This window comes from Gardnerella sp. DNF00747 (assembly GCF_049262675.1).
Lineage (GTDB): Bacteria > Actinomycetota > Actinomycetes > Actinomycetales > Bifidobacteriaceae > Bifidobacterium > Bifidobacterium swidsinskii.
The window spans coordinates 461,217-474,306 of record NZ_CP058394.1 but is presented as its reverse complement, the minus strand read 5'-3'; the positions used below and the strand labels follow the sequence as shown (position 1 = coordinate 474,306).

General features: G+C 41.3%; 9 protein-coding genes. All 9 read right to left on the bottom strand.

Annotation, left to right across the window (positions count from 1 at the left end; translation table 11 throughout):
* Window positions 1–15: 15 nt before the first annotated feature.
* Window positions 16–3,150: an alpha-mannosidase gene (locus HXT32_RS01675; RefSeq protein WP_422119016.1), complete on the bottom strand. Its 3,135-nt coding sequence runs from the start codon at window positions 3,148–3,150 to the stop codon at window positions 16–18.
* 90 nt (window positions 3,151–3,240) lie between these two features.
* Window positions 3,241–5,397 (bottom strand): DNA primase, encoded by a 2,157-nt coding sequence (dnaG, locus tag HXT32_RS01670; protein ID WP_422119015.1) that lies wholly within the window; start codon window positions 5,395–5,397, stop codon window positions 3,241–3,243.
* Window positions 5,391–6,674: a deoxyguanosinetriphosphate triphosphohydrolase gene (locus tag HXT32_RS01665; protein ID WP_422119014.1), complete on the bottom strand. Its 1,284-nt coding sequence runs from the start codon at window positions 6,672–6,674 to the stop codon at window positions 5,391–5,393. The genes dnaG and HXT32_RS01665 overlap by 7 nt, the downstream gene beginning before the upstream one ends.
* 62 nt (window positions 6,675–6,736) lie before the next feature.
* The gene (alr, locus tag HXT32_RS01660; protein WP_033888457.1) at window positions 6,737–8,116 is read right to left on the bottom strand and encodes an alanine racemase; all 1,380 of its coding nucleotides are present in this window, start codon (window positions 8,114–8,116) and stop codon (window positions 6,737–6,739) included.
* A gap of 85 nt (window positions 8,117–8,201) precedes the next feature.
* On the bottom strand, window positions 8,202–8,741 hold the full coding sequence (locus HXT32_RS01655) for a hypothetical protein (protein ID WP_004108394.1): 540 nt from the start codon (window positions 8,739–8,741) through the stop codon (window positions 8,202–8,204).
* Window positions 8,742–8,804: 63 nt separating this feature from the next.
* A complete protein-coding gene (locus HXT32_RS01650; protein ID WP_422119013.1) occupies window positions 8,805–9,299 on the bottom strand; it encodes an S-ribosylhomocysteine lyase in 495 nt (164 codons plus the stop codon).
* Window positions 9,300–9,416: 117 nt separating this feature from the next.
* The gene (locus HXT32_RS01645) at window positions 9,417–11,099 is read right to left on the bottom strand and encodes an ABC transporter ATP-binding protein (RefSeq protein WP_004108398.1); all 1,683 of its coding nucleotides are present in this window, start codon (window positions 11,097–11,099) and stop codon (window positions 9,417–9,419) included.
* On the bottom strand, window positions 11,096–11,971 hold the full coding sequence (locus HXT32_RS01640; protein ID WP_064621706.1) for an ABC transporter permease: 876 nt from the start codon (window positions 11,969–11,971) through the stop codon (window positions 11,096–11,098). Before HXT32_RS01640 ends, HXT32_RS01645 begins: the two co-directional genes overlap by 4 nt.
* Before the next feature lie 50 nt (window positions 11,972–12,021).
* Complete coding sequence (locus HXT32_RS01635) at window positions 12,022–12,987, bottom strand: ABC transporter permease (RefSeq protein WP_033888459.1); 966 nt, start codon at window positions 12,985–12,987, stop codon at window positions 12,022–12,024.
* Window positions 12,988–13,090 lie beyond the last annotated feature (103 nt).

The window sequence follows — 13,090 nt, the reverse complement described above, 5'->3', positions numbered from 1 at the left end:
CAAAAAATATCAATATTAAGATGCAATGTGAATGCGCAATGAGCATAGCTGAAAAGGATGTAATTCTATATTTAACACGTCATTATTCTTGTGCAAAGCTACAGGCATACCGTGCAACACGGGCATTTCCATAAGATCCACTTCTTCAATCGAAGCCGCACGCAAGATTTTATTGAGTTTTATTTGCCCACTTGCGCAGCCACCACATGGCTCGTAAATACGCAAAATTATATCTCCAGAACAATCGTCAGCTAGCTTAACCCAATCTAATGCAATTAGACCTGAGTTTCTATGAATCGTAAACAGCGGATCTACATCTGGAAGCTTATCAATAATTGGCGAATTCAAAAAATCAGCTATACTTAGCACTGAATCCATATTTGCATCAGCAATAAATGACCAAGTAAATTCATGCTTACCTTGATCCGTATTTGGATCTGGGTAAAGAGGCGCAGAAAGCAAAGATAATCTGAGCATAGTTCCACAAGATGAAACATAATCGCCAATAGGAGCAGCATCAGCGCCATAAGTAGACGAATTCGCAACTGCAACAGCATAAGAGGAATCTTCTATACGAACAAACCTATGCGTGCATGATTCAAATTTTGCGTCATCACTACGAGTATTTTTTACTATTGGACGTTCAACTAAACCATATTGACACTCATATTGCGCATTATTTGAACATATAGATGTTGGCATATCTACTTTCAAAAATTGCTCTTTAGCTTTCCAATCAACTTGTGCATGGAAATCAAGTCGTTTAACACATGGCTCTAAAATTATATTTGTTTTAATCTTTATATCTTTTTTACATGCCAAGATTTCAACAGACACACCGCCCGATAAAAGTTCTTTAACATCAGCAATTGAGGAATCATCAATCTTACGATTCCTCATAAATGCATCTCTATCAACATCCCACGCATCCCATTGATACGGCTCATCTTTTAGTATCTCGTATTGCGCCATGCGATAACCAGATGGAATTAGCTCGCGATTAAATTTAATATCTTTAACAGAAGATACTGTGCCATCGCGTTCAATAATCACACTTAAAACACTATTATTAAGAATTATTCCACCATCATTTTTGTGTTTTACAGTTGTTTTATTATTTTTACCGCTTTCATTGCATTGATATAAATTCCAAGCGACCTCATTTTTACCTGTATAAGTCAATAACTTTACATTTTCACGCATACTAATCGCGCTAATAGTGCCAGTCGCACTGTTAGCTTTTACAATCGCATGAGCAATATCTGAGATAATCTTACGTAAACAAGAAATATCTCTAGCATATTCTTCTCTAGCTTGCCTATGAACCCATGCAATAGCAGAGCCTGGAAGAATATCGTGGAACTGGTTCAGTAATAAAGTCTTCCAAATTCTAGTAAGCTCATTGCTATTAAAACGGTATTCTGGCGCATAAACTCGAGCTAAAACAACAAGATATTCAGCTACGCGCAACAATGATTCCTCCATGCGGCAATAGCGCTTCATATCTTGCTGAGAAGTAAGAGTTTTCCTATGCAACTCTAGATAAAGCTCACCTTTAAACACTGGTGTATTACCATTTGAATCGTCAACAATATCTTTTCGTATTTTTTCAAACAACTCATCAGGAGTGCCGAAATCAACTCTAGGAGCACCCTCTAAATTACAATCACGCCTAATACGAGCAGTCATTTCGCGAGTAGGTCCGCCACCGCCATCGCCAAAACCGTATAACAATATTGCGTGATCAGATAAATCTTTATCCAAAAAATTGCGTTGAGAATAAACTAACTCATGCATGCTCACAGCTGAAGCATAAGTATTAGATGGAGGAAAATGAGCTAAAATCCTAGAACCGTCTATTCCTTCCCAAAGGAATGAATGATGCGGGAATTTAGTGGTATCGTTCCAAGAAATCTTTTGAGTTAAAAACCAATCAAATCCAGCGCGGCGAGCAAGTTGAGGCAATGCTCCAGTATAGCCAAAACTGTCTGGGAGCCAAATGCCATGAGGTTCAACACCAAGATGCTCCTTAAAATAGCGCTTACCAAAAGTCATTTGGCGAATTAAAGATTCACCGCATGGCATCATTACATCGGACTCAACCCACATACCACCGACAGGTATAAAACGTCCTTCCTTAATCCTATTTTTCATACGCTCAAACAAATCGGGATGCTCGTTTTCTAGCCACTCGTATTGTTGAGCAGAACTCATAGCATAAGTAAAATCAGGATCCTCATCCATAAGAGCTAAAACGTTAGATATTGTGCGTGCAACCTTTCTATGAGTCTCGCGCACAGGCCATTGCCAAGCAGAATCAATATGAGCATGCCCGACAGCCGTATGCTTTATAGAGCTCGCTGCAGCAGGGCAACTTAATACATTAAACAACTCTTTACGAGCATTTTGAACAGTAGAAAAATCATGCTCATCATATGCGTTTAAGGAGAGCTGTAAAGCTTTAGCTAATTTCCAATAACGCGGATTATCATCATTTAATTCGCGCATCAAAGAACTTACAGTCTCAAGATCTATATAATAATCAAAAATATTGCGATTAAAAACGGTAACGTCAACATACTTCAACATATATTGGCATTCGGTTTTTCCAGTAGCACAATCTCCTAAATCAGTAGGAGAAAATGGAGTAGATCCTTCAACAAATGGATTGTCTGCAGCTTCTAAATATAAAGTAAAATTACCATTTTCATCAATACTAACAGAACGATTATTATGTTCATCAATCAATGGAACCCAATGATTACAAGGGTTTACAGCTTTGATAACTCTTCCATCGAGATTATATACTAATCCTTCAGCTTGAAAACCAGGAAAAAGATTGCTAATCCAACCTAAATCAACATTTAGCTCAACTTTGCGCCCTTTTACCTTTGAAAAATCAATCGACCCTGTAACTTCAAACCATGTTGTACCCCAAGTTGTTCCCCAAACACCTGGAACATTAAATGAGCTAAACACAATATCGTTTCTTTTTAGCTTAGAAAAGAATTCGTTAGAAGAAATAGGTTCTCCAGCAATCTCATATGCTCGAATTTTACAGTGCGATAAAACAATATTTATATACGGATATAGGCGTTGTTGCATAACTCTTGTACAGCGATTCAACTGCTGCTCAGGTAATAAAAACATTGTTTCTACACTTCTTTCTTACATAGCTACACATTTATATATAAATCGCGTATCTCGGTATATAAAGACAAAACAAGTAATTGATACATCTTATAGAATTTGCGATTGTAAGTTTTTGCGAGCAGCTTCCATTGAAGTAATTTTTCCTAGAAGCTCAAGCTTTTCCTGACCATCCTTGAGTTTCGCCATACGCACTCTAGCAGCACCGATTCTACGCATATAACCGATATCAAGAAGGCGAATAAGCAGCTCGTTTGCATACTTACTTTCTGCACTCGTAGCTTTCCGCAAAAAATCTGAAGGAGATCCGTTCGAAACTTGCTGATTTTGTCGATTGCCGGTATCTTCCAATGTATCTGCAGGAGAAGGAAGCGGCAACGGCATTACAGAAAGTTCTGTAATAACGGATTCAAGCAAAGGACCTGCAGCTTTTGTCATCATGTGCAGCCACAATCCTTGCGAAACATTGCCAACCGGCAATCCACCTGCAGCTACAAATGCCTGAAACAGCGTACGAAATACTGATGTAATAAAATTATTCAAAGTCAATTGCGCAAACAATTTCTCATCAAAAGCAAGCGGAACTTGCAAAAGTAACGCCATAAATTGTTGTTCGCACATAAATACAGCATCATCCACACGATAATAATGCTGATTTTTAGCAGAACTTTTAATAATTTCCATGCGCGAAGCTTTAAAACCTGCATTACGATCGTCATGAATTTGCTGACCAAAAGGCGGAATAACGTTATGCTTTTGCGCATAAGCATCGTCGTCACGCACTTTCAAACGTCTACGCGCAGACTCAACTTCATTGCGCATAACAGCTAAATCAACGCCAATTGAGCGCACGGCTTTGCGCATATACAAGTCAAGCAGCGAACGGTCTCGAATTTGCGCAATAAGAGGAGCGACAGCCTTTATAGCGCCCATTTGACCAGTAGTGTACGAAGTCTCAAAACGATTAATTACTGTGTCAATAACGAAATCGTATAGCGGACTTGCATGTGCAACAAGCGAACGCACAGCCTCATCACCGCGCTGAATACGCAAATCGCAAGGATCGAGATTATTGTCTGCTACAGCAACAAAAGTTTGCGTCAAAAACGCAGAATCCAAACCAAAAGCGTGTAGCGCAGCCTTTTGACCTGCAGCATCACCGTCGAAAGTAAAAACGATGCGCGAACTTACAGACTGTCCATCTACCTTCAGCGGACCAACAAGCTGAATTGCACCCAAAGAATCGTCTGCAATAAGGCGGCGCACAATTTTTGCATGCTCAACGCCAAACGCAGTTCCGCAAGTTGCAACTGCAGTATCAATACCAGCTAAATGGCATGCCATAACGTCCGTGTAGCCTTCGACAATTACAACTTGACGCTTTTTTACAATATTTGCTTTAGCTAAGTCAATTCCGTACAAAACTTGCGTTTTTCGATACAGTGCAGTATCGGGAGTGTTAATATATTTTGCGCTAATGGAGTCGTCGTCATAAAGCTTTCTTGCACCAAAGCCAAGAGTTCGACCAGTCGAGTCGCGAATAGGCCAAGTTAAGCGACCGCGGAAATAGTCATATATTCCGCGCTGACCGAGTCTAGCGAGACCAGCATCAAGAAGTTCTTGACGCGTAAAACCTTTATTTGCCAAATATCTAACTAAATTATCCCAGCCTTTAGGCGCGTAACCACAAGAAAAACGCGCACTTTGTTGCGGAGTAAAGTTTCGCCCTGCAAGTAATTCGCGCGCAGGAGCTGCCTCTTTAGTGCCGAGATTTGAAACGAAAAACTTTTGCGCTTCTTCATTTGCTTCTAAAAGCCTGGCTCGCTTAGAACCGCGCGCTTGAGAATCATTATTTTGCTCCTGCTTATAATGCATCTCAATGTGATAACGATCTGCTAAAAACTCGACCGCTTCACGAAAATCAATATTCTCTTTTTGCTCAACGTACTTAAATACATCGCCGCCAGCGCCGCAACCGAAACAGTGCCATACTCCCAAGCTTGGTCGCACACTAAAACTTGGCGTTTTTTCATCGTGGAATGGGCAAAGACCTACAAAAGTGCCAGTTCCGGAAGGCTTAAGCGTCACTGTTGCAGACACAATGTCATACAAATCTGCCGCAGCGCGCACGCGCTCAATGTCTTCTTTCACAATCATTCCAACCATGCTATCTAGCTTATCGCAAATCTGCGGCGAGTGGTAAATTTCTTCGCCAGTGCTGGAAACTCCTAGTGGATTCGTTAGCACAAAGCCGCGTGAAGAGTTGTAGCAGAACCGTCTGTAAGACTTGCTACTTGGTCGATTGCAACACGAAGACGCTCATCATCGTTAGTGCACTCGTTCCAATCTCCCACGAATACTTCCTCCATTGCATCGTGCGAGCGCGGCGACTTGCTCATAAATACTTCTACTAAATCTGTCAAAATTTTCTGTTCGCGCTTATAAACTTCACGCTCTCGAGGGGCGATTATAAAGTGCACAGCTAAGCTTTTCAGCATCACAATTTCGTAGGAAGTATTTTCCGGAATCACAAGGTTTGCTCGGTAGCGAACAAGCGAACCGTTGCCATAACGCTCACGCGTAGCGTGCTCAACAGAGCTTGCAAAACGACCAATAAGAGCACTAGTAATATTTTTCAACTGCGCTAGCGCTCGACGAGAACCGTCGAAAGAATTAGGAAACATGTGAAGCGAGCGCAAACGTTTCAAAGCATCCAAAAGTTTATCTACATCCCAACGCTCACCATACCATGCGTGGGTTTCTTCAATAACTTCATCTACAACTTTTGAATCTGCAACTAAAGCCGGATTAAAAGCGCCGGTTACAATCGCATCCTCAATATCATGCACACTGTAAGCAATGTCGTCTGAAAGATCCATTATTTGACATTCCATTGGTTTTGCTTCGCATGGAGCACCAATTTTCAGCCATTCAAACACATCTCGATCATCCGGATATACACAGAATTTCAAATCACGCTCGCCTTTATCGTGCGCTTTTGCTTCTTCTAATCCCCACGGATACTTCACTGCAGCATCTAATGCTGCGCGCGTAAGATTTACTCCTGCACTACTGCCGTTTTCACGAAAAACTTTCGGTTCCAAGCGCGTAAGTAAGCGAAGAGTTTGTGCGTTTCCTTCAAATCCACCAATATTTTTCGCTAATTCTGCGAGTGCGCGTTCCCCGTTATGACCAAATGGTGGGTGCCCTAAGTCATGCGATAAGCAAGCGCAATCAACAACATCTGGATCGCATCCAAGCATTGCTGCAATTTGCCTACCAATTTGCGCAACTTCCAAAGTATGCGTCAATCGAGTGCGAGCAAAATCATCCGAACCTGCAACTAAAACCTGGCTTTTTGCACCCAATCGACGAAGCGCAGACGAGTGTATGATTCGCGCACGATCTCGTTCAAAAGGCGTTCTCACACGAGTGTGATGAGGCTCACTCGCCCAGCGCTCAGTATCATGCAAATTGTATTCGCCAACGATCTCATTATCCGATGCAATTACTTCGTTGCACATACAGCACCTCTTTTATTTGCAATTAAGGCTATTATTAACCTTCTAAAACAAGCAGTAACAAGTTATATAAGACTTTTTGCGTCCAGTTTTGCAATATCGCTAGAAGATAGCACTTCGTAAGCGTTGCGGTAAAGCCTCGGCACGCGAGCGCCAATTCCAGTCATAATTTCGTAGCTGATTGTTCCTGCAGCTTCTGCCCAATCGTCTGCAGTAGGCTCGGCAAATTCCAAGCCTCTTCCAGGACCAAAAAGCGTTACAGTATTGCCTTCCAGAACACCTAACTCTGAAGCATCGCCTTTTAAATCAACTATGAACTGATCCATGCAAACTCGCCCAGAAACGTTCACAATTCGAGCACCATTCTTTGTTTCTACTCTAACCGGACCGCCTGGCTTATTAACATGACGCGCACCTTGCATATCGAATCCGGAAGCAGATCGCAAAATGCCGTCAGCGTAACCAAGAGGCACAATAGCAGTACTCGTATTATTTGGAGTTAAATACGTGCGTCCGTAGGAAATTCCATGCCCTTCTTCTACAGTTTTTACAGTTCCAAGTTGCGCTTGAAGCGTCATAGCAGGCTGCAATCCGTAGGTTTGGGAATTTCCCATTGCAGGATCCGGCTCGTAGCCGTACAAACCAATTCCTGGACGAACAAGTTCAAAACGAATTTCAGGACGGTTAAGCGTTGCAGCAGTATTCGCTAAATGGCGGATTTTAGGAGCAACCGATGCTTCTTTCATGCGTTTCGTAAACTCGTGGAATTGTTGGATTTGACGGTCGGTTGCATCTACAAATTCTGGAACGTCAGGAGAATCTGCTACAGCTAAGTGACTCCATTGGCCAATAACCTCGATTACGCCTTCACTAGAGTATTGTTGCAATTTTTCTAGAGCGGCACAAAAACCTTCTGGCGTAAAACCGTTTCGTCCAAAACCAGTATCGACTTTTACGTGCACGCGAGCAGGTTTACCTAACTTTCGTGCAGCAAAAGCCACAGCATCAAGCGAGTCAATAGAGCCTACAGAAATATCGATATCTGCTGTAATCAAATCTGCAAATCTCGTAGTTGGAGCGCTAGTAAGCCAAGTGAGAATATGACAACGGCTAGAATCAATACCAACTGCACGCAAACGTAACGCCTCGTACGGTTGAGCTGTGCCAAGCCAAGTAGCGCCTCCAGCTAAAGCCGCGAGCGCACTAGGAATAAGCCCGTGGCCGTATCCGCCTGCTTTTACGACTCCCATAACTTCCGGCGCATTCTGACCAGGCTGCAAATCTTGCGAAACGCGCGCAACCAAAGTGCGCATATTGTCTCGAAGCGCCTTCAAATCAACAATTACCTGCCCAGGGTATACGCTTAACGCGCGAGCATAGTTTGCTTCTAACATTGCCGCATTACTTGCACTATTACTTGCCGCATTACTTAAATCTGTACTCATAACTCACCTAACCGATTTAGTATGCTTTTAATGCTACATGCTCTTTTGCATACTCTCTATAAGCTTTTTAAGAACACATGCGCATTCATATGACATGATTAAGCGTTTGCAACCATTGGTATGCAATACGTACTGCACTGTGTGCACGATCTGGAATAACGACCAACCCACAACGACTAAAACCCGCACGCGTAATTACTTTTTGCATAATCACGTTATCTGGATGCGTGTCAATGCGCACATTATTATAGTTTTCTTGCACCCAATGCAAGCACGCTGTTGCCATTTTGGGTTTTATTCCTGAAGATGCTAAGCGGTGAATTGTTACATAAGGAGAAATATCATCAAGCCACGCACCGTCAATACTGGCATACACTTCATCAACACCTTCGCATAATGCGAATTGCGCTAGAATACGCTCGTTATGCGATTCTGGATCCTCGTCAACAATCAAATAGAAACGTTTTAAACGAATATCCTCAATAACACTTGAAACAAGTGGAAAACTATTCCCCCACTGATGAGGATTGCCTGTAACACGCATAAATTTGCGAGCATTTTCATAAATATGCTCAATATTTTGCAAGTCACCAAGAGTTGCTTTTCTTAATGTTATATCTTCCATGCCAACCTCTAAAAGAAACCAAATAAAACTACGCAAAATTACGCAAAACTAGCTAATTATTACTTACACAAGTTTGCGCTCAAAAGGATTCGAGCTAATTCCCTTCGCTAGAATATCTTTACACCATTGACTAGCACCAAATAAACTGTGGTCTCTATAGTTGCCGCAAGATTCAATAGTTGTTGCAGGAACATCATCCCAGGTGGCATTAAACGCAATAAACTCAAGAGATTCCTTTAAAGCAAGTGCCACATCTTCTGTGCTGTGTTCGCCCCAAGTTAGCAGATGAAAACCAGTTCTGCAACCAAAAGGCGAGCAATCAATATAGCCATCAATACGCTCGCGAAGTAACACTGCAATCATATGCTCAATTGTATGCAAAGCTGCAGTAGGAATCGCTTCCTCATTAGGCTGCGTTAAACGAATATCATAGTTGGAAATAACATCCCCATTAGGACCTTTTTGCGTATTGATATAGCGCACATAAGGTGCTTTTACTTTAGTATGATCTAGTTCAAAACTTTCTGGTCTAGGTCTAGACTCATCCTGCTTATTCATAAGTATTCCCTTCACTTAACTACACAATAAACAACGTACTCTTTAACGTACTGAGTACTTCTATAGTAGACGGTAGTCGCCTAATTAGTTGAAAGATTTATTAGTTGAAAGATTTATTTACATGATTGCTGCGTTTACAAGAGCACGAGTGTAGTCATTTTGTGGATTATTGAGCACATCATTTACACTGCCACATTCCACAACTTTTCCTTCATTAAGAACAATAACTCGCGTTGCTAAATGACGGATCATACCCAAATCATGACTTACAAATATGCATGACATGTTTTTGCGCTCAGAGCGAATGGATGCAAAAGCGTCTAAAATGCGAGTTCTTTCAGCAACGTCAATTGCACTCATAGGCTCATCAGCAAGCAAAACTCGAGGATTATTGATTAATGCGCGAGCAATACAAACACATTGCGCTTGACCGCCAGAAAGCTCGTGAGGGTGACGTTCCAAAAAATCTTCAGGTTTTAAGCCTACTAATTTCAGCATTTCACAAACACGCTGTTCAATAGTTGCATCGTCTATTTTAAGCGATTTTCGCCATATTCTAAGAGGCTCAGCAACACTTTTTTGAACTGTCCAGTGTGGATCCAATGCAGCAAACGGATGCTGAAATACAAGCGACGATTCGCGTCTCATAAGCGTACAAGCATTTTTATTTACTTCTAATAAATTTGCATTATTTACGATTTCACCGCAATAAGTAACGTTACCTTCGCAAAGAGTTTCAAGCCCCAACATAGCGCGTATAAGAGTTGTTTTGCCGGAACCAGATCCGCCAATAATCGCCAAAGATTCGCCAATATTAAGATTTAAATCTACACCGCTTAACACTTCAGCACGAGTTTTTGCTCGACCTAAAGTAACGTGAATATTTTTTGCATTTATAAGCGAATTTTCTTCACTGTTGCCAATATGGGAATTAAATTTCTTAAAATCAGCGTTTTCAGAATCAACGTTTGCAGAACCAGTATTTGCAGAACCCACTTTTGCAGAATCTAAATTTTTAGAACCCAAATTTTGCGCTCTAAAAGTCAACTTTTTAGCAGCACTCACTAATTGTTTAGTAGAAGAAATACGCGGATTATCAAGCAAATTCTTAACATTTTCACTATCGACCACACGCCCAGAATCGAGCACATAGCAACGATTAGCAGCATGCGAAAGCACAGAAAAATCGTGCGTTACAAAAAGCATTGAAGCGCCCATATCATCTACAAGTGAAGCAAGCATTCGCACAACTTCACTTTGTGTAACCGAGTCAAGCGCAGTAGTAGGCTCATCAGCCAAAATCAGACGCGGAGAGGTAATCAAAGCTGTAGCAATACCAACTCGCTGCTGTTGACCTCCAGAAAGCTCAAACGTGCGTTGAGATGCGAGATTTTTCGACAACCCTACTTTTTCAAGCATCATGCATACTCGATTGTGAATATCGTCATCATCTAGATTGTAATGTATTCGCAAAGGCAAAGAAATTTGTTTTTCAACGCTTAACATTGGATTAAGTGCTCTATTAGCTTGCTGAAATACTACACCAACGTATTTTCCACGAATAGAAGCTAAATTTTCATCTTTTGCTTTCACTGTTTGAAGATTGCCAAGCATACAAGAGCCTGAAATTTCAGCATTTGACGGCAATAATCCAGTTATAGCTCGAATTAGCATAGATTTGCCAGAGCCAGAAGAACCAACTAAGCCAACACGCTCACCGTCAGAAATCTCAATTGATACGTTGTCAAGAATTAGTTTTCCGCCAAGTTTTAGCGTGAGATTTTGAATATTTAAGCTCATTTTTCCCCTACTTTATTCGCACTTTTTGATGAAGGATCTAAAACTTTGCGCAATACGTCACCAAAAAGATTAAGAGCAACAACAACCACAGTCACAATCAAACCTGGCCAGACAACCGATAAAGGATTTACGTGAATTAACGAAACAGAAGTAGCCAACACGCGCCCCCAGCTAGGAACTCCAGCAGGAACTCCAATACCCAAGTATGTTAAGCCACTTTCAGCCAAAATAACAGTTCCTGCAGAAAGAGAAAGCTCAACAAATGCAACAGGAATAATATTTGGTAAAACATGATGAATAAGAACATATTTACGCGAGGAACCTTGCAAAACAGCTGAAGTCACATAATCAGATTGCAACGCAAGCTGCGCACTAGGTCGTACAATACGTGCTAAATTCAAGCCATAGCCAGTTCCACAAGCAATAACAATCACAACAACACTAGCTCCAAACGGAACTGCAAGCATAAGCGCAATTAAAACAGTTGGAATAGAAATCAATGCGTCAACAGACATAATGCTTATTGTGCGAACAATTTGTGAACTAGAAATCATAAAGCTCAAAACAATAAACCCAACACAAGCAGCAACTAGAACAGTAGAAAAAACGAGAATCAGCTCAATTCTTGAACCTGCCATAAGCCAACTAAGCATATCCGAACCAGTGCCGTCCGTACCAAGCCAATGCGAAAAAGACGGCTTCTGCCATACTTTAAAACCGTTAGTTTCTAAAAGTGAGTACGGAGTCCATAAAAGCGAAAGCAAAGCAACAAAAAACCATATTGCAAACGTTAAACACACAAATTTACCGAAAGTAGCATTCCATACGCGCTTACATAAAGTAGATTTTACTTTGATACTTTTTTTAGACATATTGCACATAAAAACTCCCTTATTCGCATGTTAGATTCAACAATAGGAAATTAATTCAAACTATCTTTAGATAACCTAGGATCAAGTAGTCGGTGCGTAATGTCAACTACAAAGCCGATTAGCAAGAACAATGCAGCAAGCATAAAAAGCTCACCTTGCACTGCAATTAGATCGCGCAAACCAACATCTCGAACCATTCCCGTACCAATACCAGGTAAGGAAAACAGGTTTTCAATAACCATCACACCCATAACCATATGAGCGAAAGTTAAACCAATAACAGATACGAGTTGAGGAAGAGCAAGTCGCAAACCAACACGCCACACAACTTGTTTGCGAGTCATTCCGCAAGCCATAGCTTGAGAAGCTACTTCACTTTTAACAATATTTTCAACAGTTGCAGCAGTGTAACGCATAAAACTAGAGCCAACAATAAGTCCGACTGTAAGAGCCGGAATAAGAAGAGACGCAAAAGCTTCAGGAAATTCGCTCCAGCCATCTGTAGGGAAACCTTGAGTTGGCAGCAAGCTGAACACGCCAATACCGCGTCCTAATAGCAAAATAAGTAGCATGCAACCCCATAATGCTGGAACAGAGCCTGCTGTAATAGCCAAAAAGCGCGTAATTGCCTGTGAAAGTTTGCCTTCATGAGTAATTTGCAAACATCCAAGTGAAATACCAACTACTAAAGCAATAAACAGACCCAAAAGAATCAGCGGAAAAGTAATAGAAGCACGCATCGCAATAATTGAACTTACAGAACGACCAGTCAACATAGACATGCCAAAGTCACCGCGGAAAACACCACAAATCCAGTCAACATACTGCGTAAAAAGTGGCTTATTAATACCAAGTTCTGCTCTAAGCTCCTCTACTTTTCCGCGAGGAGCGTTTAAGCCGGCCATAACTTGCGCAACATCGCCTGGAAGTACACGTAACGATATGAAAATAACTACAGAAATGCCAAGTAAAGCAAGAAGAAACAGCAATACTCTGTAGCAAATCATACGAAACATAAAATGCCTACTTTCTATGTTCTTCTAGTCGAAACACACCACAAATACACAAATTCGGACACTAGTGCAGTTTGCGCGCTGCGCGAGTGTCTTATTTTGCCCA

What these genes read in the sequence shown, in the direction of transcription:
- HXT32_RS01640 (WP_064621706.1), bottom strand. Translation starts at nt 11,971, where the DNA reads ATGTCTAAAAAAAGTATCAAAGTAAAATCTACTTTATGTAAGCGCGTA.
- alr (WP_033888457.1), bottom strand. Translation starts at nt 8,116, where the DNA reads ATGAGTACAGATTTAAGTAATGCGGCAAGTAATAGTGCAAGTAATGCG.
- HXT32_RS01655 (WP_004108394.1), bottom strand. Translation starts at nt 8,741, where the DNA reads ATGGAAGATATAACATTAAGAAAAGCAACTCTTGGTGACTTGCAAAAT.
- HXT32_RS01635 (WP_033888459.1), bottom strand. Translation starts at nt 12,987, where the DNA reads ATGTTTCGTATGATTTGCTACAGAGTATTGCTGTTTCTTCTTGCTTTA.
- HXT32_RS01665 (WP_422119014.1), bottom strand. Translation starts at nt 6,674, where the DNA reads ATGTGCAACGAAGTAATTGCATCGGATAATGAGATCGTTGGCGAATAC.
- HXT32_RS01675 (WP_422119016.1), bottom strand. Translation starts at nt 3,150, where the DNA reads ATGTTTTTATTACCTGAGCAGCAGTTGAATCGCTGTACAAGAGTTATG.
- HXT32_RS01650 (WP_422119013.1), bottom strand. Translation starts at nt 9,299, where the DNA reads ATGAATAAGCAGGATGAGTCTAGACCTAGACCAGAAAGTTTTGAACTA.
- HXT32_RS01645 (WP_004108398.1), bottom strand. Translation starts at nt 11,099, where the DNA reads ATGAGCTTAAATATTCAAAATCTCACGCTAAAACTTGGCGGAAAACTA.